This window comes from Lactiplantibacillus sp. YT640 (assembly GCF_049745435.1).
GTDB classification, from domain to species: Bacteria; Bacillota; Bacilli; order Lactobacillales; family Lactobacillaceae; genus Lactiplantibacillus; species Lactiplantibacillus plantarum.
Map to the genome: position 1 here is coordinate 21,383 of NZ_JBMNVY010000010.1, position 21,833 is coordinate 43,215.

Sequence of the window (21,833 nt, forward strand, 5' to 3'; positions counted from 1 at the left end):
GATTCGGACTCGGACAGCGACTCAGACTCAGACAGTGATTCGGATAGCGACAGTGACTCGGATTCCGATAGTGACTCCGATTCGGACAGCGATTCCGACTCAGACAGTGATTCCGATTCGGATAGTGATTCCGATTCGGACAGTGATTCAGACTCGGATAGCGATTCAGACTCCGATAGTGACTCGGATTCCGACAGTGATTCAGATTCCGACTCGGACAGCGACTCAGACTCAGACAGTGATTCGGATAGCGACAGTGACTCCGATTCGGACTCGGACAGTGATTCGGATAGCGACAGTGACTCGGATTCTGATAGTGATTCGGACTCGGACAGTGATTCGGACTCAGACAGCGACTCGGATTCCGATAGCGATTCCGACTCTGATAGTGATTCGGACTCGGACTGTGATTCGGACTGAGACAGGGACTCGGATTCCGATAGCGATTCCGACTCGGATAGTGATTCGGACTGGGACTGTGATTCGGACTGAGACAGGGACTCGGATTCCGATAGCGATTCCGACTCGGATAGTGATTCGGACTGGGACAGTGATTCGGACTCGGACAGCGACTCAGACTCAGACAGTGATTCGGATAGCGACAGTGACTCGGATTCCGATAGTGACTCCGATTCTGACAGCGATTCCGATTCGGATAGTGATTCCGATTCGGATAGCGATTCTGACTCCGATAGTGACTCGGATTCGGACTCGGACAGCGACTCAGACTCAGACAGTGATTCGGATAGCGACAGTGACTCCGATTCGGACTCGGACAGCGATTCGGACTCGGACAGTGATTCGGATAGCGACAGTGACTCGGATTCTGATAGTGATTCGGACTCAGACAGCGATTCCGATTCTGACAGCGATTCGGACTCGGACAGTGATTCGGACTCGGACAGCGATTCGGACTCGGACAGCGATTCGGACTCGGACAGTGATTCGGATAGCGACAGTGACTCGGATTCTGATAGTGATTCGGACTCAGACAGCGATTCCGATTCTGACAGCGATTCGGACTCGGACAGTGATTCGGACTCGGATAGTGATTCGGATTCCGACAGCGACTCCGATTCTGACAGTGATTCGGATTCGGATAGCGATTCGGATTCCGACAGCGACTCGGATTCCGACAGTGATTCCGACTCGGATAGTGATTCGGATTCCGACAGTGACTCGGACTCAGATAGTGATTCCGACTCGGATAGTGATTCGGATTCCGACAGTGATTCCGATTCGGACAGTGACGCTGACTCAGACAGCGACTCAGGTTCCGACAACGACTCAGACTCTGACAGTGATTCGAATAGCGACAGTGACTCCGATACAATCACAGATTCAGATTCAAATGATGGAACCAATTCTGGCAATGGTAGTAATTCTGGCTCAGATGGAAGTTCCAGTTCAAATACTGGATCAGGTTCGGGCAATACGACGGGCTCTACTGGAAATAACTCAGGTACTGGCACTGGTACGACAACTTCATCGACTGCTTCTAGCAACGGTGCTGCTTCGACAAGTACGACTAGCTTGAGTGCTGCAGCAACAAGTGGCGTCTCGGCCACAGCCGCAACGTTGGCGGTTACGACACCATCCAGTGACGGTGCTGCAACAACGTCAGCAACTGCTGCTACATCAGTGGTTTATGCCGCTGCTAGCGCTCAAGACGTTGATGCAACTTCTGATCAGACTGATTCAGATTCGAAGAGTAGTAATGATTCTGATAAGGATAAGAAGTCAGCTGATACTGATAGTGCTGATGATAAGGTTGGCTCAAGTAATACTGACGAGAATGGTAAGACTGCATCTGATACAAGTAATAATGCCGGAACGATTTTCGGTGGCTTGTTGACCGCGGCTGCAGCTGCTGGACTCGGCTGGTGGTTCTTCTTGTTCGGTCGTCGTCGTAAAGATGATGATGAAGATGACGAGAATCAAAAATAGTTAAAATTTAAAGCTGATTTGTTAGTACTGCTAACGATATACGTTGTAAAATAAGACTATTAACCAAAACGGGCGTGAAGCCCGTTTTGGCGTACATAAAAGAAAATTGAAAGAGGTAAGACTAAGATGCAAAAATCTACTGTCACCAAGCTTAAGCAAGCACTGATTGCAACTGGAAATTTGAAAGATTACGGTACAAGTACCGTAACCTTGGCACTTTCGGTATCGGATCATCGACATCGGGCCCAAGTGCGATTCTATCGTTGCGATTCTTTCAAGCAAGCTTGGATAGCAGTTGCACAACAATTAGCCAAAACCCCTCAAGCGAGTTGGGTTCGATTAGAAGCAGTTCAATCAACACAGAAGTTACCAAGAGAAACTTTTGAAAAGCGATTGGCAGCTACTTTTCGGATGAACTATTGGCGATACGGTATTAGTTTTGATGCAGATTTCAAGACAGCCTTATTGGAGATGGAAAGTAATGGACAAGCATTTTTCCGTCCTAGCAAAGCGCATCGAATTGGTAAGAATCGTTCGGGTTCTTGGGTCGACTATGATCGAGTAGAGCCGTATCTTAACAAGCGTGAAGGAGCGCTACCAGTCGATATTCGAAAGACAGAAAATGTTTGGGTCTTTACAACCGCTGGTGTATTTACTGACGGGCAGAAAATCTGGAATCTATCTGAGCAAGAGGATTGTGGTAAGGGCGTTCGGGTGGTGACTGACGAGCAGAGCGAGCTGCAATCAGCTATTGAACATGGTGAAACTTTCCTAATTAATCAGTTAAAAGGCAATGGAAAATTTGTCTACGGTTATTTTCCGGCTCGTCAAAGAGTTCTTAGCAATTACAATGTTGTGCGGCATTTTTCGTCCTTATATGCCTTGCTGGAAGCCATTCCATTCACAAAGCGTACTGAAGATTTTGCAAAAGTTAAGTTAGCGATTCAGTGGGGCTTAAAAAACGCCACGATTGAAAAAGAGGGCGCAATCTTCGTCGATGATAATGGCGAGCTAAAGTTGGGTGGACAGGCCTTGTTAATACTTGCATTGAGTAAATATCAAGACGTTACCAAGGATGATACTTTCGTGCCAGTTTTAATGAAAGCTTTTAAAGGCGTCCATTTCTTCCAAGAACCGTCTGGTAAGTTAATTCATGTCCTAAATCCAGATTTAACGGTCAAAGCAGCTTATCGAATTATCTATTATGAAGGAGAAGTCGCATTTGCGCTTTCCCGACTATATGAGTTAACACATGATAAGAATGTGATGGATCTGGTGAAGCAAATCTTGGATTACATGGTGGCTAATGACTACGGTAAATACCATGATCACTGGATTTCTTATGCAATCAATGAAGCATTACTGGTATTCCCAGACAATCGTGATTATATGAAACTGGGTTTGAAAAATGTATTCAGTCATCTAAAATTCATTGAAGAGCGTGATACCACGTATCCAACATTACTTGAGTTAGTTGATGCGGCCGTCAAAATGACCGATATGATTAAACGTTCAGGTAATGAAGACTTGATAGCACCTTATGACTTGGTTCGTTTACGGCAGGTATTGCGGTATCGTGCGTTGTATGAGATTACTACTGGGTGTTTTCTACCTGAGATTGCAATGTATCTCTATAATCCACAGAAGTTCATTGGTGGGTTCTATGCACGTCATGACAATTTCCGGACACGGATTGACGATTGTGAACACTTCTTATCTGGGTTGATCAACTATTATAACTACACATATCGACAAGCATAATACTAGGTAACAGAAAGGGTGACTGTATGTTTTACTTCATTAATGAATATATTTTAGGCAAGAATTCGAGTGTTGAGCACGCGGCAATCAACCGGGTGAAATTATTTAACCACTATAAAGCGCCAGCCCAGATTGTGACTAAGATGTATGACCGTTTGCTACATCAGACCATGGGAACTTTTCAGTTAGCAAACCAGCAAGTGCTGAATATGTTTGATTACTTTCAACAAACCACGGATGTGCCAACTAAAGTTCTGCATACTGATGACATGCATCTGCCAGTTGAATATGCGGTAGAAGTGGGTGCCAACTTTAGCAAAATTTTTAATGGTGATGAACACGTTAGCAACGTCGGCTTTATTCCTGGAACGATTGGGCGCGTCTTTTACCAAGAATTCTTCGACAATCAAGGTAACTTATCTTCAACTGACCTGTGGGATTGGCGAGGCTTCAAGTCCAGTACACAATATTTTGGTCAGAACGGTAAACTGGTTTTGGAACGGTTTTATAATCTACAAGGCGAGACCGTTATTGAGCAGTACTATGTACCTGACACTAACGGTAATCCGCTAGCGTCACGTTTGATTTTAAAGAATTATCGTGATCAAGCAGAGCGCTTCTTCCAGGACGCGAACCATTTATTTCGTTTCTTCTTGGCCGAACTCAGTCATTTGGACAAGCAAACGACGACCTTTATTAGTGATCGCCCAGGTACCAGTGTGAAGCCGTTGTTGGAACTTCAGGATGATTCTCACAAGTATGTGACGGTTCCAATTTATCAGGCGAAGGATATTAATGACCCAATTCATTCCCCGTTGGACGGGTTCTTAACACCGGCCTTCGATAATCTGCAACACTTTGATGGTTTCATTACAGCTACTGAAAGTCAGGCTCAGCATCTGCGGACGCGGTTCCCTAAAGCTAAGGTGACAGTGTTACCAACTGTAACTACGAGTCCGTTGGCGCAGAGTAAACTACAGCCAATCACGGCCCGCCCCAAGCAATTGCTATACGTTGGGCGGCTGGCGCCGGATCGGCAACTGGATCAGTTAATTCGGACCATTGCGTTAGTTAAGCAACAGGTCAAAGAAATTCAGTGTGACTTTTACGGCTACGGCGATCCAGAGTATCTTAAGACGCTGAATAAGCTGGTTGAAGAATTAAAATTGACGAATAATGTGCATTTATTAGATTATCATCCTGATTTAGAAACACGTTATGATGATTATCAGCTGTTGCTCAATACCGATATTGTTGATGGTGGTCCAATGAGTATGCCGGAAGCCATGAGTCACGGAATTCCAGTGATTAGTTATCGCTTTAATTATGGGCCTAAAGATTGGATTGATGACGGTCATGACGGTTTCATCGTTGATCCTGGCAATCAATTGGCGCTGCGTGACCGGGTCATCGAATTAATGACGGATACGAAGAAGTTGACGGCATTCAGCGAAGCCGCCTTTAAGAAGCTTCATACGTCACAAACTGACTTAAAAGTTTGGCACCGTTGGCAACAATTACTGGGTATTAAGTAGGAGGGCGCATATGTATTATTTCTTAAACGATAACATGCAATTTTCAAAATCAGGAATCGAACAGGCGGAAATCAACCGACTGACTTTATTCAAGAAGCACCATGTGGCCGCTAAAATCGTGACCCGCGTATTCGCAATGAATTTGCACGATGTGCTTGAAGGGGCCAACATTGCCGATGCTGATTTTGTTAATCTTTTTGACTTCTTTTGTGGTAGTCAGTCGGTCAAGCGTCAAAGGTTTGATTTGGCCGACTTTGAAGTGCCAGCCGATGCTATCAAAACCCGGAAGGATAATCAGATTCAAGTCATGGAACGTGGTAAGTTAATCATGATTATTTACCTTCGGGCCGGTACGGAAGCTGTTAGCAATGTGCAATACTTTGACGTTAATGGTCGTACGCTCAAGATGAGTTGGTGGGATACGCGGGGCTTTAAGTGTCTTGAACAATTATTTGACTGGGACGGTAAGATTGCCCAAGAAGCGTACTTTGGCCCGGATGGATTGATTCACGTGGAGAAGTTACACTTGTTAAATCACGCTGGTCAGGAGCGAATCACGTGGCGCGTCTTGAACTACAACGAGCAGAGCCATACTTTTAATGGGATGAATGAACTGACCCGTTACTTCTATGATGAACTTAACCAGTTGAATGATGAACAAAATGTCTTCATTTGTGATCGGACCGTTGAATGTGCCTGGGGCTTATTCAATATGACCACACCAGCTAAGAAAGTCTTGCATCTACATAATAACCATGTGAGTGATGCTAAGGATATTATGCATTCTACCTTGAACAATAATTATGCTAATGCGCTGAATAATTGGGCGGCTTGGGACGCGGTCATTTCTGCGACACCGGAACAAACTAAGGACGTGGAAGCCCGCTTTGGTAAGGATATTCCAGCGTTCACTATTCCGGTTGGCTATGTTGATAATGCTACGTTAAAAGCCGCGCCGGTGAAGTTTGACCAACGACAAAAAGACCTCGTCGTGCAAGTTGCGCGGCTGGCACCTGAAAAGCAACAGAATCATTCAATCGAAGCCTTTGTTGAAGTTCACAAGCAGTTTCCTGATGCCAAGTTGGAATTATGGGGTTATGCGAACGGGGATATTGAAAAGCAACTACATGCACAAGTTGCTGCAGCGCACTTGGAAGATGTGGTATTGTTCAAGGGGTATACCACGGATGTCAATGCCGTTTACAACCGGGCCCAATTAGGACTTTTGCCAAGTCGAGCTGAAGGATTCTCATTGATGTTGTTAGAAGCTCAAGCCCATGGGTTACCAATGGTTGCCAATGACGTGAAGTACGGCCCGAGTGATATTATTCAGGATCATAAGAGTGGAATCCTAACGACAGACGGCGATGTGCAACAATTGACCAAAACGATTTTAGAATTGTTGAAGAATCAAGGGCAGCTGGCACAATACAGTGCTCAGGCCTATGAAAATGCCAAGCGTTATTCAGAAGAAGCCGTTTTCAAGCAGTGGCAAGCATTGTTAGATTACTTTAAGCCTGCTAAGGTCACGGCTTAAGTAGATTTGACGGCAAGGGAGGGCGCAAAATGTTAATGATTATGACCATTTATGGGACCGTTAAGATGTTTACCCGAATGATCGTGTACTGTGGCATCGGTGGTCTTGTCCTAATTGTTCGTCACCATAATCGTAAGAAGCGGCGTAACGAGATGGACGAGGGAACTAAGCGGATCATGCGTAATACCCCTAAGGATGAGAACGGTAAGTATCCGTGGGAGAAGTAAGGTACCATTGGTTTTTAAGTTAAGTATCTAATTGAAAAGACCTGTCAGACGAAGCTAATCGTCTGACAGGTCTTTTCGGCTAATTTATCGTTAAATTAACGTTTCTGAATGGCCAACAAATATGGCGGCACATGGACTTGATTAATAAACTGATATTGTAGGACTTGGAATTGATGCTGGTCTAAATTCGTTACGTAATCCAAAACGGCTTGTGCTTCTGTCGCACCACCGGGATGACCAGCATAGACTAGCAGGATAATGAGTCCGTTGGTGACGAGGCGTTCCTGAATGGCTTTTATGGCCGTTAACGTTGTCGTTGGTTTCGTAATGATTTGTTTATCGCCACCTGGTAAATAGCCCAGGTTAAAGACGGCACACTTGATAGGTTGATCAGCGGCAATCTTATCTGCGATGTGTTCATGGCCCGTTTGCCACAGAGTGACTTGATGGGTGAGCGCTGCTTTATCTAAGGCAGTTGTCGTCGCTTCAATGGCCGCTGATTGAATGTCGAACCCGTCGACGTGACCAGTAGTCCCGACCAGCTTGGCGAGGTAGACGGTATCATGGCCGTTGCCAACCGTCGCGTCAATCACGTGGTCACCGGGATTGACGACTTGGTTCATTAGCGCGTGGCTATAAGCTAATGCCGAACTGAGTTGAATGAGTGTTACCCCCTTGTTGAATTCATGAATTAGGGCCGCAATCGAAGCGGTCCGTGCCGATAACGCATACTAAAACGCGCACTTATATATAGTAAAACACTTCCAAGTAAAAGGCCACCGATTGTATCGCTGGGATAGTGGACGCCCACGATGACCCGGCTGATCATCATTAACAAGATGGCCGTTATGCCGAGGGCAGTGAGCCAGCCAGTCAAGGCATTGCGGTGCCAGTAGTCAAATGCCAACACGAGCAGACTACCGATAAGGACGGTCGTTGTTGTCGAGTGCCCGCTGGGGTAACTATACCCCCCAATTTGGACAAGTCGCCAAGCGGTTGGCCGTGGCCGCATGATGACCTGTTTGATGAGATAATTACCGTAGCCGGCAATCAGCCAGGTGGTGACCCAAAAGAAGACTGCGCCGCGTGGGTTATGGCCCAGCCAGAGTGCCAGGCCGATAATTAACGTGATTATGGTGATGGTGTGGGGATTGCCAAGCTGCGTATACGTGACCATCGCGTGTTGAAACCACTGGGGACTATGATGCCAAAAATTAGCAACCGTGGTGTCAAAGTGTGTTAACCAAGGCGCCCGTTGCCATACCGCGGCCGTCCAGCCTAACCATCCTATAAATATAAGTAGAATCAAACTGTCCGAACGTTGCCAGGATCGTTGCTTCAATACTGATTCCTCCGATAAATAAATTATTGCCATTATTATAGCATTTTTTATCAGGGGTCCGATTAATGCCGATGATAAAATTTATCGCCAGCGGGGCTTGGGCCCTTGAAAAAAACGTGCTGGTTTGCTACTATGAAAACAATAACTTTACGACTCTGAGAAGGAATAGTAGTGGCTGGTGTTTTGCAGAAACTCCGTGGTAGTTGCAAACGGGGATTCACCAATCATGAACTCACCTTCGAGTCTTCCGGCTGAACAAGATTGTAGGTACGGACGTGGTTTCGCGTTAAGATTCTCAAGAGGCCACGGTAACGTGGAATCATAGGTGGTACCGCGGAACCCGTTTTCGTCCTATAAGCTTAATTGGCTTATAGGATTTTTTTGTTTTTTAACCGCTTTTACTGAGTTGAAGCATGAAAATGCCATCTTGAATAGTCAGTTGGAAAGTCGCAATGCTAGCTTTTACATACAAGGCAGCAAGAAAGGGGCACTACTATGGCATACAACCATAAAGTCATTGAACGCAAATGGCAACATTATTGGAAGGAAAACAAAACCTTCAAAACATTAGATACGACGGATAAGAAGAAGTATTACGCCTTAGACATGTTCCCATACCCATCTGGCCAAGGATTACACGTTGGACATCCTGAAGGGTATACGGCCACGGATATTATGTCACGGTTCAAGCGGATGCAAGGGTACAATGTCTTACATCCAATGGGTTGGGACGCATTCGGTTTACCCGCTGAACAATATGCGCTCAAGACGGGGCATAACCCGAAGGACTTTACGGCCAAGAACATCAAAAACTTCAAACGTCAGATTCGGTCATTAGGTTTTTCATATGACTGGGACCGTGAAGTGAATACGACTGATCCAAGTTACTACAAGTGGACGCAGTGGATCTTTGAACAGCTCTATAAGAAGGGCTTGGCTTACGAATCTGAAACGTTGGTCAACTGGGCTCCTGATATGATGGGGGGAACGGTTGTTTCTAACGAAGAAGTGGTTGATGGTAAGACGGAACGCGGTGGCTATGATGTTTACCGGGTGCCAATGAAGCAATGGAGCCTCAAAATCACGGCCTATGCGGACCGGTTGATTGATGACCTGGACGATATTGATTGGCCAGAAAACATCAAAGAGCAACAACGTAACTGGATTGGCCGCTCAGTTGGCGCATCCATTCGTTTCAAGGTTGCTGGTCAACCTGACGATACCGAGATTGAAGTGTTCTCAACGCGGCCAGACACGCTGTTTGGCGCAAGTTACATGGTCTTGGCACCTGAACACGACTTAGTTGAACAATTGACGACACCCGAACAAGCGGACGCTATCAAAGCATACAAAGCTAAAATCGCCAGCAAGTCAGACCTTGAACGGACTGATTTGAATAAGGACAAGACCGGGGTCTTCACTGGTAGCTACGGCATCAACCCGGTTAATGGTGAAAAACTGCCAATCTGGATTGCCGATTACGTTCTGGCTTCATATGGAACTGGGGCCATCATGGCAGTGCCTGCTCATGATGATCGGGACTTTGAATTTGCACAAAAATTTGATTTGCCAATCAAACCTGTCATTGCGGGTGATAATGATTATGACCAACAAGCTTACACTGGCGACGGGGAACACATCAACTCAGGTTTTGTTGACGGTTTAGCTAAGCAACCAGCTATTGATAAGATGATTGACTGGTTAGGTGAACACCATGCCGGTGAAAAGAAGGTCAACTATCGGTTACGTGATTGGATCTTCTCACGGCAACGGTACTGGGGCGAACCGATTCCAGTTATTCACTGGGAAGACGGCGAAACGACGTTGGTTCCTGAAGATGAACTACCATTGCGGTTACCAGCAACTAAGAACCTGGAACCATCAGGAACTGGTGAAAGCCCGTTAGCGAATATCGACGACTGGGTAAATGTCGTCGATGAAAACGGTCGTAAGGGGAAGCGTGAAACCAACACGATGCCACAATGGGCCGGGAGTTCATGGTACTTCTTGCGTTACGTTGATCCGCACAACCGTGAAGCTTTGGCCGATTATGACAAGTTGAAGTACTGGTCACCCGTTGACTTATACGTGGGCGGTGCAGAACACGCGGTCTTACATCTGCTTTACGCACGTTTCTGGCACAAGTTCTTATATGACTTAGGCGTTGTGCCAACCAAGGAACCATTCCAGAAGTTAGTTAACCAAGGGATGATTTTGGGTGATAATCACGAAAAGATGTCTAAGTCGCGGGGGAACGTGGTTAACCCCGATGATATTGTTGACCAATATGGTGCCGATACGTTGCGGTTATACGAAATGTTCATGGGACCATTGGAAGCTTCGATTCCGTGGAGTACCGATGGGTTACATGGTGCCAATAAGTGGATCGAACGGGTTTGGCGCTTAATGATCGATGAAAACAATCGTGTTCGCGACCGAATCACGACTATCAATGATGGTAAGTTGACGAAAATCTACAACGAAACCGTTAAGAAAGTCACGGAAGACTATGAAGCTATGCGCTTTAACATTGCGATTTCACAAATGATGGTCTTCGTAAACGAAGCATACAAGGTCGACGATTTACCAATCATTTATATCGAAGGCTTTGTGAAGTTACTGTCACCGATTGCACCACATTTGTCGGAAGAACTATGGTCATTATTAGGCCATGATGACACGATCACCTACGCCACTTGGCCAACGTATGACGAATCTAAGTTAGTAGAAGACACGGTCCAAATCGTGCTTCAAGTTAATGGTAAGGTTCGCTCGCACGCCGAAGTCGCTAAGGATATGGGCAAGGATGAACTTGAAAAACTAGCCCTGGCGGATGAAAAAATCCAGGAATTTACGGCCGGCAAGACAGTTCGTAAAGTGATTGCCATTCCTGGTAAACTGGTTAACGTGGTTGCCAACTAAGTACCACGACCAGTATCAAGTTAAATGAATATCGCTTAAATTAATCGTGATGGTGACTGACAATTGTTGGTTGCTATCACGATTTTTTAACTACTCACAGAACTAATTAGTGCGGTTACGATTGATTTGGTTAAGTGAATAAAGATTCTGAGGACGTTCTGGTTCGGTTTGGGAGACAAATCACACGTGTTTTTGGTGGGCAGAGTGTGTGCAACCGCCTATGCTTAACTTAAAACTAGCAGTAACGTGGTTTAATCAGCGGAAATGGTTATCATGGCGGCACTCTGCTGTAATCGAATTTGAGACCGCATCGTGGCCGCTGGTAAAGCGTACGGATTGGTCTTTTTTCTGTATCAGCCATAGGGTATCGGACGGCGGTACGGTTCGCCAATAGCTGGTGCAGTTGTCAAGACCTTATCATTAAAGTTCGGTTAAACTCACGCATAAGGCCGGAATTGAATTGCAACTTGTTTGTTTTTCATCTAAAATGATTAGGATTGAATTAAGAAAGTGGGTTACGAACATGTCTGAGGAATCAAAAGCTAATCAGCCCCAGAATGCACACGTGAATTCTGAAGCCGAAGCGCACCAGAAGATGGTGCGCGGGTCGGCTTGGATGACGGCTGGGAGTCTCTTTTCACGGGTGCTCGGGGCGATTTATATTATCCCGTGGGTTATCTGGATGGGCGCTGATTATACGCAAGGTAACGCGCTTTATGCCAAGGGATATAATATTTATAGTTTTTTCCTGCTAATTGCGATCGGGGGAATTCCGTCCGCAATTTCTAAACAACTTTCCGAATATAATGCGATGAATGAATATGCCGTTGGACAGCGCTTATTCAAGCGGGGCTTGTTGTTGACGTCAGCCTTTGGGATTATTGGTGCCATTATTTTATGGTTTGGTGCTGGCTTGATTTCAACAGCTTTTGGGGGCTATGATGCCAATCTGATTCCCGTCTTGCATGCGTTGGCTATTGCCTTGGTGATTCTGCCATCGATGTCTTTGACCCGGGGATTCTTCCAAGGGTATCAACAGATGGCGCCGTCCGCAATCTCACAGTTCGTGGAACAAGTCTTTCGGGTCATCTATATGTTGGGTGCGACGTATTTCATCATGCGCGTCGCTCACGGCGATTGGGTGAATGCCGTGACCCAATCGACATTCGCAGCATTCGTCGGGGCGGCTGCCAGCTTCTTATTACTCGGTTGGTATTATTTCCGCAAACGGCCCGAGCTAAATGCCTTAGCTGCTCAGAGTGAGAACAAACTAGTTATTCCAGTCTGGCAATTGTTCCGCGATATTATTATTCAGGCGATTCCATTTATTGTGATCGATACCGCAACGACAGTCTTCAACCTGTTGGATCAAGCAACGTTCCAACCGATGATGCGGCTGGTTTACCATTTGGGTACTAAGCAGATCGATACGTTGTATGCTTACTTTGCATTTAATGCGAACAAATTGGTGATGATCATTGTGTCATTGGCGTCTGCGATTGCCGTGACGGTCGTGCCGATTTTATCTGAATCATTGGCCAGTCATAATATGCGTAATATTCGTAAACAATTGGAAGATTCGATTATTTTATTCCTATTTATCATGATTCCCGGAGCGCTGGGGATGGCCGCAGTGGCACAACCACTTAACACGCTCTTTTATAGTTATGATCAAATTGGGACCTTGATTCTGCAGATCTCAGCATTTACCGCGATTGCTTTAGGCTTTTTTACGGTGATTTCGGCGCTGATGCAAGGCCTATCACGCAACCGCGATATTATTCGCTATTACTTGATCGGCTTACTGGTCAAAATCGTGATTCAGTTACCATGTATCTATTTCCTATCAACGGCGGGGCCCCTGGTTGCGACCGCGATTGGGATGATGGTTGCGAGTCTGATGGCGATGTATGATTTGGAAGTCAACTTTGGAATTCGGTACGTGAAGTTATTACCAAAAATCAATCGAATTTTAGTTTATTCGATTTTAACGTATGTCACGGCACGATTAGTTGTTTATGGGCTGAACTTTGTGTTGAATGAGCACAGTAAGACGCAATCGTTCTTGATCGTGGCCCTAGCAGTTATCGCTGGTGGTGCGGTTTACGTTTACTTAGCACTCCGTTCACGGATGGCTGATTTGATGATTGGAACGAAAGCTGCTGGGTTACGACGGAAATTACGGATTAAATAGGTGAATTATGCGAGTAGATAAATTTTTACATGCGATGCGAATTGGCACGCGGACTCAAGTACGTCGTCTGATTAAAGATGGTCATATCACTGCCAATGGTGAGCCAGTAATCTCTGGCAAACAACAGATCAACCCTGGCAGTGACACCGTCTTTTTAGATGACGTGCAGGTCCGTTACCAACAATACTTCTATTATGTGATGAATAAGCCAGTCGGGGTCATCACGGCAACGACGGATTCCGCTGCGAAAACGGTGATGGACCTGTTCAATACGACGGATTTTCGTGACGATCTATTTCCCGTGGGTCGTCTCGATAAAGATACTGAGGGAATCTTGGTCATTACGAACGATGGGGCCCTATCGCACGACCTATTGTCGCCGAACCACCATGTTACGAAGGTCTATGAGGCTGAAGTAACGGGGGAAATCACTGCAGCTCAATTGGCTAATTTTAATGATGGGATCACGTTAAAGGACGGGACTGAATTGCAACCGGCTCAGGCTGAGATTGTTCAATTCCATGAAATCGAGAATTTTACCACGATTCGAATCATGATCCATGAAGGCAAGTATCACCAAGTTAAGCGGATGGTCGGAACGTTAGGTGAACGGGTCGTCGGGTTACGGCGAATCAAGTTTGGTTCGTTAACGCTACCCGTTGGCTTATTAGCGGGGAACTATCGTGCGCTGACTGATGACGAACTAACAGCGTTGAAGGCGGATGCGAACCAACCCGTAGGCGAATAGTGCGTGTTACGAATTCGGCCACTCTGGTTTAAATTAAATCATTAAGCCCCAACTAACTATGAATTCAAGCATGGTTAGTTGAGGCTTTTTTAGCATAATGTCGTTGGCTTGTTCGTGTTCATTATGGTCCAGCTAGCTAAGGGCGTTCAATCTGACTAAAGCGGTGCATGTAAGTCGGAATGCGGGTACTGATTTGATGCGGCAAGACGACGTACCGCGTTGCAGCGAGGTCATCGGCAATGGCACTGTGCAAGTAGACCGCGCTGAGAACGGCATCGGTGAAATTATGAAATTGACTTACGAAGCCACCAATCATACCAGCCAACGTGTCACCCATGCCGCCGGTCGCCATGGCCGGAGTGCCGCCGGGGTTGAACCAGACTCGTTCGTCAGTGTAGACGGTCGTGCGATGAGCTTTGACCACGGCCGTAACACCTAACCGTTGTTGCGCGTCATGATTGGCAGTTGGGGTTTGATCTTTGATCGCGATGCCGCTAAGTCGTTGCCATTCCATTTGGTGTGGCGTGACCACGATGTCCGTGGCGGGTAAGGTGCGGGCCTGCTGTGCAAGCAAGGTCAGCGCCGAACCATCGATGACCAATCGTTGTGGGACGTGCGTCGCGGCGAGAACGGCGGTCAGTAACTGATCAGCGACGGTATCTGTTCCAAGGCCTGGACCGATGACGATAACGTCCATTCCTGCTAGCAGGTTTAATAAGGTGTCCGTTTGATGATAGTCAATGACCATGGCTTCTGGTAGCCGAGCATGTAGACTCGTGAAATTAGACGGGTCGGTAGCGACCGTCACCAGACCGGCACCACTATATGTTGCGGCCGTTGCGGCCATGATGATAGCACCACCAAAATTTTGATTACCCCCAATCAGCATGATTCGGCCGTAATTGCCTTTGTGAGAATCAGCCGGTCGTTTGATAATCGTTCGGCTAACAATTTCAGTTGTAATAGGTTGCATAAAATGACCAGCTTTCTAAGTTAATTTACTTTGAGTATACCATTTTCCAAAAGCGGTTACTTACGATTATTAAGTTGACGACAGCTATGATAAAATTAAGGTAACAATATGTGGGAGGAATTTAACATGTCAGTTGATTGGAAAAATGAAGCAACTAAGCATCAAGATGATTATTTAGCAGATTTAACCACCATGCTCCGCGTACCGAGCTTTCGTGACGATAGCCAGGCGACGGATGATGCACCCTTAGGCCCTGGTCCTAAGCAAGCGTTAACCACGTTTTTAGCGATTGCGGAACGCGACGGCTTTAAGACCAAGAACATTGATAACTTGGTCGGTTATGCTGAAATTGGTGAGGGGGATGAAACCTTGGCAATTTTAGCCCATGTGGATGAAATGCCTGCTGGTAACGGCTGGGATACGGACCCCTTCGAACCAACCATCAAGGATGGCAAGATGTATGCCCGCGGCGTTTCCGACGATAAAGGCCCGGGAATGGCGGCCTACTATGGCTTAAAGATTGTCAAAGAACTTGGCTTGAAGCTCAATAAGAAGATTCGCTTTATCGTTGGGACAGATGAGGAAAGTAATTGGACTGGAATGAAACGCTACTTTGAAGTTGAACCAGCGCCAACCTTGGGCTTCTCTCCAGATGCCATGTTCCCGTTGATCAATGGTGAAAAGGGAAATGTGAGTCTGCAATTACACTTCGGTCATGAAGATAATGGCGACTTTAACCTTGTTTCTTTTGATTCTGGCTTGCGTGAAAATATGGTGCCGCGTGATGCCGAAGCCGTGGTCGCAACGGATGACAACGAGCAGTTGGTGGCCGACTTCACAGCGTTCCTGGACCAGCAACCAGTAACTGGTGAATTAACGGTCGTTCCTGAAGGCGTTAAGCTGGAAGTTGTTGGAAAGGCCGCCCATGGGATGGAACCACGTAACGGGATCAATGCCGGAACCTACCTTGCAACGTTCTTGACTAACTATGCCTTTGCTGATGATGCCGCTGCTTTCTTAGACTTCGTGGCTAATAAGCTACACGATGATTCGCGGGCGAACCAGTTAGGCTTAGCTTACAAGGATGACGTTATGGGTGATTTGACGATGAATGTCGGGTTACTCAGCTTCGACCATCAAAAGGGTGGTGCGTTAACGTTGAACTTCCGTTATCCGAAGGGAATCGAACCTGCTGATTTAACGGCGAAAGTCCAAGCGCAGTTACCAGCTGGTGCCACGGTCACGCAGGGTGACTTCATGGTGCCACATTACGTTGACCCTGAAGACCCGATCGTCAAGGATTTGATGGACGTTTACCGGCGTCAAACTGGTGACACGACCTCACAACCACAAATTGTTGGTGGTGGGACTTATGGCCGGATGATGGCTCGTGGGGTTGCCTTTGGGGCACTCTTCCCAGATACCGAAGATACGATGCACCAAGCCAATGAATTCCAACCAATTGACGAATTAATGGCTGCAATGGCGATTTACGCTGAATCAATTGCCGTGTTAGCAACCGACAAATAGTGATCCTTTAATGGAGGGTGATGGTTATAACGATGGTTAAACGCATTTTAGTCGGCATCGATACGAGTCCTCAGTCCCAATTAGCTTTAACGAAAGCAATTAAGATCGCGGTCGAGCAAAATGCCGCTTTGGATATTGTGACGGTCATTAATACTGAGAAATTTATTGGTGTGACTCAAGGGCCGATGGGTTTTGGCGCAACGACACCGCAGGCATTGAACGAATTGACGGCCGGTCTTAAAGCGAATCTCGCTAAGGCTCGCCAACAAGCGATGGCCGCGGGTGTCAGCGATGTGCGGGTTCACTTACATTCAGGTAATTCGAAGTTATTGTTAGCGACGACTTTACCGGACCGCTATGGCACTGACTTGATCGTTGTTGGGGCCACAGGTCTTAACAACGTGGCACGGGTGTTAATTGGCTCTAATGCTGCTTATGTGATTCGCAATGCTACCTGTGACACGTTGGTGGTGCGCACAGATGCTGATCAACAGCCAGTCAAACTGCCAAAGCATACCACTCGTCGGCTTTAATTGAAATTTTTAGGACATCCGATAGTGTGTCCGGATAAACATTTGAGCGGCTTTTTCAAGCTCGATATCGGACACAGAGAAAACCGACTCACGGTGGACCGTTATCATCCATGACAGATTAACTGGTAGGACACAGACTAAATAGTTGTTTCGAGAATGTACAAATTCTTGAAACAACTATTTTTTATTCACTCCGAATTTGTTGGTGGGGCGCTGTTTATGAAAAAAATACATAACCCATACGTTATTTTTACATTATGCCAACATTCCCGATACGTTGGTCTGGCATGATTAAAGAGTAATCTAATAAATTACAAATAAAAGGTCGAGGGGATATGAATATGGGAATTACCTTGCAGAACATCACAAAGACGTATGATAAGGCGAAACAGCCAGTTTTAAACGATGTAAATGCTGAGATTCAAGACGGGGAGTTATTCGTGATTGTTGGGCCATCCGGTTGTGGTAAAAGTACGCTGCTGCGGATGATTGCCGGTATTATTCCAATTACTAGTGGAAAGCTGGCCATCAATGGTCAGATCATGAATGCAGTCCCACCAAAAGATCGAAAGCTGTCAATGGTTTTTCAAAGTTATGCCTTGTACCCTTTTTTGGACGTGGCTGCCAACGTTGCGTTTGGTTTACAAGCACGAAAAATGCCGGCCGCGGAAGTCGAGCGTCGGGTCAATGCCGCGTTGAAGATGGTCAATTTGACGGCTTATCGTGACCGCAAGCCGCGCGAACTATCTGGTGGTCAACGGCAACGAGTGGCTTTGGCTCGGGCGATTGCCAGTGATGCTAAGGTTTGCCTGATGGACGAACCGTTATCAAACCTTGATGCGCAACTACGCGTGCGAATGCGGACCGAAATTCGCGAACTGCAACGTAAGCTCGGATTGACATTGATTTATGTCACCCATGACCAAACTGAAGCGATGACCATGGCCGATCACGTAATGGTGTTAAATGAGCGTCACGTGCAGCAGATTGATACACCGTTAGATATTTATAATCATCCTGCTAATCATTTCGTCGCTGAATTCTTCGGTACGCCACAGATTAATTTACTGCCAGTGGTGACGAAAACCGCTCGTAATTTACACGTCGCGGAGGGCCTTCAGATTGCGCTTAACCAACCATTAAACGCGGGGAGCTATACGATTGGTATCCGACCTAATCAGCTAAACGTAGTACCAGTTACTGATGAGCGCGGTAATGGCAAGGTCACGAATGTCGAGACACTGGGCGAGATGACGATTATCGAAGTGCAGGCTGATAACGGGACGGCATTGCGAGTTGCACAATCTGGTCAGGTCCAATTACCACTTGAACAACGGGTGAATGTAACCGTTAATGGTAAGATCTTCATTTTTGATGAGCACGAACAACTGATTGCTGAAGAGGAGGGTGTTACTAGTGATCAACTCGTTTCCGTCGATTAAGCGACGCCTTAAGCCGAAACAATCGCCAGATGCGCATGACCAAGCAACTGTGCAGACCGGCAGTTTTGAATTAAAGCGTAATGATAAATATTATGCTTGGCTATTTCTTGGGCCCTCAATACTCGCCCTCAGTGTTTTTGTTTTCTATCCAATGTTACGCACCTTGTATCTAAGCTTTTTCTTGACTAATAGTCTTGGTGAACCAACCGTCTTTGTTGGTTTGCAAAATTACCTTAATTTGCTGACGACTAAGAGTTATCTTGCTAGCCTGCAAGCCACTGGAATCTATGTCGTGGGTGTGACAGTGTTCACGTTAATTGGGGGGTTACTGTTAGCGGCCGCTGCCAATCAAAGGGTTCGGGGTATCGAGCTATTTCGAACTATGTTTACCTCGACTATGGGAGTGTCTGTCTCGGTCTCCGCAATTTTCTGGTTATTCATGTTTAATCCATCCGTGGGCTTGTTGAATAAGGTGGCCATCTGGATGCACTTACCGGCAATTAATTGGTTAACGGAGCCACACTGGGCCATGGTGGCAATTATTATGACGAGTGTTTGGATGCACCTCGGATTTACTTTTCTGATCTTTTTTGGGGCATTGCAAGTCGTGCCTAAAACCTTATATGATGCGGCCGATGTGGCGGGGACCAGTCGGCGTTATCAGTTCATCCATATCACGTTGCCGATGATTTCCCCCACACTCTTCTTTGCGGCGGTGATTACGTTGATCTCAGCGTTCAAGAGTTTCGGATTGATTGACTTGATGACTGCGGGTGGGCCTACGAACGCCACCAACTTATTAGTTTACCGTATTTATCGGGATGCCTTCGTTGATGGTAACTATGCGCTTGCTAGCACGGAATCGATCATACTAGCAATCATTATTGCAGCGATTACGGTAATCCAATTCAAACTTTTAGCAAAGCGGGTGCATTACTAATGGAAAATACGATGGCTACTCAAGCCCTGATTCGACATCGAATCGGTATCGGATTCCGGTACTTGTTATTAATTACATTAACGTTAGTCATTATTTTACCGTTTGTTTTAGGGTTGTGGACCAGCTTTTTACCAACGACGACTATTGCGAAAGGATCACTGAGCGGAACCCTTTCTTGGCAGAACTATCAGGATGCGTTTACCAAAACCCCCATTCTTCGCTACTTATTTAACAGTTTAATGATTTCAATCATTCAGATGATTGCTCATCTGTTTTTTGCATCAATTGCCGCCTACGCCTTTGTGTTTTTAGAATTTAAGTATCGGGATGCGTTGTTCTACTTGGTCTTGGCAACTATGATGCTACCATTTGAAGCTGAAGTGATTCCGAACTTTCACACGGTCCGTGCGATGCACTTGTTGAATCACTATGCGGTGATGGTTATCCCGTTCTTAACTTCGGCCTTTGGTATCTTCATGTTACGTCAAGCCTTTCTGCAAATTCCGCGAGACTTAAAGGAAGCCGCTGATGTTGATGGTCTCTCACACTGGCAATTTTACTGTCGCGTTGCCTTACCATACTCACGGATTAGTTTATTGACGCTAGCTGCTTACAGCTTTTTAGGAAGCTGGAACCAATATTTATGGCCAATGCTGACCACGTTTTCAAATCGGCTACGTCCGGTCCAAGATGGATTGCGGCAATTGCATTCGGAAGAAACCGCTACGAATTGGGGACTCGTTCAGGCGAGTGCCGCCATCGTGGTGATTCCAACATTGATTGTCCTTTTCTGGGGGCAACACTACTTTAAATCTGGATTGAATGAAGGTTCGGTGAAATGATGAAGATAACGCGAAAGTGGCAGTGGCTAGCCGGTATGATGGTTGTCCTCTTGGTAGTGGGTGGGTTCGCTTATAGTCGGACCCGTGTCCATGCGGATAGTAGTCGCATTAAAGTGGTGTTTTGGCATGAGATGAAAGGTCCTGGTCAACAAGCGATTGACGCCTACGTTAAAGCGTTTAATCACCAACAGTCCAAGTATGAAGTTGTAGCCGAGTTTGAGGGTGGCTATAATGGCGTCATTCAAAAAATCTTGAATACGCATGGGACGGCCGCGTCACCAGCGCTATTTCAATCGATGGATATTTCCACCAGTCAGATGTATCACAGTGGTTTCACGACACCGATGCAGAAATTTATTGACCGTGACCATTACGATGCTGATCAAATCATTCCGGGCGCCAAGGCGATCGTGATGCGCGACAATCAATTGCTAGCAATGCCGTTTAATGCATCGCAAACGGCGCTTTATTATAATAAGAGGGTCTTGCGTCAGTACGGGATTACGCCGCCACCAGTGGATCCGACTTACGATGATATCACGCGAGTCGCTAAGGCCATCCACGACAAATCCCACGGCAAAGTCAAGGGAATGACAATGGAGGCCTATTCGTGGCTATTCGAGCAGCTGGTCGCTAACGCAGGTGTTCCCGTTGCCAATCATGATAATGGTCATACTGGCAATGCGACTAAGGTCGACTTTACGAGTCCCGCGGCTATCAATGCGATGAAGTGGGTTAAAGAAAATATTGACTATGGTGACTTTATGAACTTTGGTTCGGGTGGTAATGCTGCTGCAAATGAAGCAGCTTCTTTCTTGGCAGGCCATTTGGGTATCTTCATGCAATCGTCCGCGAACACGGGTCAGTTGTATCAAGTGCTCAAAAATGATCTAGGTGTCACATATTTCCCACGGCCGAATGGTCAGAGAGCCAACGGAATCGCAGTTGGTGGGGCGGCACTTTGGATTGCGAACGATAAACCAAGCGCGGTCCAAGATGGCGCGTGGGAATTCACTAAGTTTCTCGCTAGCGCACAGACGCAAGCCGATTGGCAAGCCAAGACTGGTTATTTAGCCGTTAATAAGGGGGCTAAGGACGAGCCAACGCTGAAAAAACTATTCAAGAAGTCGCCGGTCCTAGAAGTTTCTGGTAATCAGATGCTACGAACGAAGCCTAATAATACGAACTCAGGTGTCTTTGTCGATGGTTGGGTTCCCGCACGGACGGCGATTCAAACGGCGATGCAGCAGATTTTTGCAGGCCAAGATATTCGACAATCGTTGCAAACGGCTGAAAATACGTACAATAAAGTGTTAGAATCAAATAACCGTGCAAACGGTCGTCATTAATTGGAAAGAGT

18 protein-coding genes and 1 other annotated feature are annotated in these 21,833 nt (G+C 46.3%); of the genes, 15 read left to right on the forward strand and 3 right to left on the reverse strand.

The genetic code is table 11. The annotated features are described in order from the left end of the window. The 6 genes from ACOV1R_RS08335 to ACOV1R_RS08360 all read left to right on the forward strand — a co-directional run. A partial coding sequence (locus ACOV1R_RS08335) for a hypothetical protein (protein ID WP_424743715.1) occupies positions 1-1,537 on the forward strand: 1,537 nt, incomplete at its 5' end. Next, the gene (locus tag ACOV1R_RS08340) at positions 1,534-1,947 is read left to right on the forward strand and encodes a hypothetical protein (protein WP_015380131.1); all 414 of its coding nucleotides are present in this window, start codon (positions 1,534-1,536) and stop codon (positions 1,945-1,947) included. The genes ACOV1R_RS08335 and ACOV1R_RS08340, both read left to right, overlap by 4 nt. 126 nt (positions 1,948-2,073) lie before the next feature. Continuing rightward, entirely contained in the window at positions 2,074-3,708 is a 1,635-nt protein-coding gene (locus tag ACOV1R_RS08345) for a hypothetical protein (protein WP_054519053.1), read from the forward strand. A 26-nt stretch (positions 3,709-3,734) separates the two neighbouring features. After that, positions 3,735-5,243: a glycosyltransferase gene (locus ACOV1R_RS08350; RefSeq protein WP_013355433.1), complete on the forward strand. Its 1,509-nt coding sequence runs from the start codon at positions 3,735-3,737 to the stop codon at positions 5,241-5,243. Positions 5,244-5,253: 10 nt separating this feature from the next. Further along, positions 5,254-6,780 (forward strand): glycosyltransferase family 4 protein, encoded by a 1,527-nt coding sequence (locus tag ACOV1R_RS08355; protein WP_003644227.1) that lies wholly within the window; start codon positions 5,254-5,256, stop codon positions 6,778-6,780. A 29-nt stretch (positions 6,781-6,809) separates the two neighbouring features. Then, entirely contained in the window at positions 6,810-7,007 is a 198-nt protein-coding gene (locus tag ACOV1R_RS08360; protein ID WP_003643183.1) for a hypothetical protein, read from the forward strand. Positions 7,008-7,102: 95 nt separating this feature from the next. On the opposite strand, the gene ACOV1R_RS08365 is transcribed toward ACOV1R_RS08360, so the two are convergent. Together ACOV1R_RS08365 and ACOV1R_RS08370 are read right to left on the reverse strand one after the other, a co-directional pair. Continuing rightward, the gene (locus tag ACOV1R_RS08365; RefSeq protein ID WP_003644228.1) at positions 7,103-7,630 is read right to left on the reverse strand and encodes a tRNA (mnm(5)s(2)U34)-methyltransferase; all 528 of its coding nucleotides are present in this window, start codon (positions 7,628-7,630) and stop codon (positions 7,103-7,105) included. 68 nt (positions 7,631-7,698) lie between these two features. Further along, on the reverse strand, positions 7,699-8,382 hold the full coding sequence (locus tag ACOV1R_RS08370) for a phosphatase PAP2 family protein (protein ID WP_003643181.1): 684 nt from the start codon (positions 8,380-8,382) through the stop codon (positions 7,699-7,701). A 113-nt stretch (positions 8,383-8,495) separates the two neighbouring features. Continuing rightward, positions 8,496-8,706 (forward strand) — a binding site (T-box leader). A 138-nt stretch (positions 8,707-8,844) separates the two neighbouring features. Here ACOV1R_RS08370 and leuS point away from each other — a divergent pair. The 3 genes from leuS to ACOV1R_RS08385 all read left to right on the forward strand — a co-directional run bounded on the left by leuS (position 8,845) and on the right by ACOV1R_RS08385 (position 14,213). Next, positions 8,845-11,271 carry a leucine--tRNA ligase gene (gene leuS, locus ACOV1R_RS08375; RefSeq protein WP_003643180.1) on the forward strand — a complete coding sequence of 809 codons (2,427 nt, stop codon included), beginning with the start codon at positions 8,845-8,847 and terminating at the stop codon, positions 11,269-11,271. 523 nt (positions 11,272-11,794) lie between these two features. Continuing rightward, complete coding sequence (locus tag ACOV1R_RS08380; RefSeq protein WP_011101352.1) at positions 11,795-13,465, forward strand: putative polysaccharide biosynthesis protein; 1,671 nt, start codon at positions 11,795-11,797, stop codon at positions 13,463-13,465. 7 nt (positions 13,466-13,472) lie between these two features. After that, complete coding sequence (locus ACOV1R_RS08385) at positions 13,473-14,213, forward strand: 16S rRNA pseudouridine(516) synthase (RefSeq protein ID WP_003643178.1); 741 nt, start codon at positions 13,473-13,475, stop codon at positions 14,211-14,213. Positions 14,214-14,349: 136 nt separating this feature from the next. On the opposite strand, the gene ACOV1R_RS08390 is transcribed toward ACOV1R_RS08385, so the two are convergent. Next, positions 14,350-15,186 carry an NAD(P)H-hydrate dehydratase gene (locus ACOV1R_RS08390; RefSeq protein WP_003645263.1) on the reverse strand — a complete coding sequence of 279 codons (837 nt, stop codon included), beginning with the start codon at positions 15,184-15,186 and terminating at the stop codon, positions 14,350-14,352. A gap of 126 nt (positions 15,187-15,312) precedes the next feature. Here ACOV1R_RS08390 and pepV point away from each other — a divergent pair, with 126 nt between their 5' ends. The 6 genes from pepV to ACOV1R_RS08420 all read left to right on the forward strand — a co-directional run bounded on the left by pepV (position 15,313) and on the right by ACOV1R_RS08420 (position 21,822). Further along, positions 15,313-16,716: a dipeptidase PepV gene (gene pepV / locus ACOV1R_RS08395; RefSeq protein WP_054519055.1), complete on the forward strand. Its 1,404-nt coding sequence runs from the start codon at positions 15,313-15,315 to the stop codon at positions 16,714-16,716. Between the two features lie 26 nt (positions 16,717-16,742). Next, positions 16,743-17,249 carry a universal stress protein gene (locus ACOV1R_RS08400; protein WP_003644234.1) on the forward strand — a complete coding sequence of 169 codons (507 nt, stop codon included), beginning with the start codon at positions 16,743-16,745 and terminating at the stop codon, positions 17,247-17,249. 341 nt (positions 17,250-17,590) lie between these two features. Then, the gene (locus ACOV1R_RS08405) at positions 17,591-18,691 is read left to right on the forward strand and encodes an ABC transporter ATP-binding protein (RefSeq protein WP_054519056.1); all 1,101 of its coding nucleotides are present in this window, start codon (positions 17,591-17,593) and stop codon (positions 18,689-18,691) included. Further along, complete coding sequence (locus ACOV1R_RS08410; protein ID WP_011101355.1) at positions 18,666-19,631, forward strand: carbohydrate ABC transporter permease; 966 nt, start codon at positions 18,666-18,668, stop codon at positions 19,629-19,631. The genes ACOV1R_RS08405 and ACOV1R_RS08410 overlap by 26 nt, the downstream gene beginning before the upstream one ends. Beyond that, positions 19,631-20,473 (forward strand): carbohydrate ABC transporter permease, encoded by an 843-nt coding sequence (locus ACOV1R_RS08415; RefSeq protein WP_015380139.1) that lies wholly within the window; start codon positions 19,631-19,633, stop codon positions 20,471-20,473. Before ACOV1R_RS08410 ends, ACOV1R_RS08415 begins: the two co-directional genes overlap by 1 nt. Beyond that, the gene (locus ACOV1R_RS08420; protein ID WP_016511924.1) at positions 20,470-21,822 is read left to right on the forward strand and encodes an ABC transporter substrate-binding protein; all 1,353 of its coding nucleotides are present in this window, start codon (positions 20,470-20,472) and stop codon (positions 21,820-21,822) included. Before ACOV1R_RS08415 ends, ACOV1R_RS08420 begins: the two co-directional genes overlap by 4 nt. Positions 21,823-21,833: the final 11 nt, after the last annotated feature.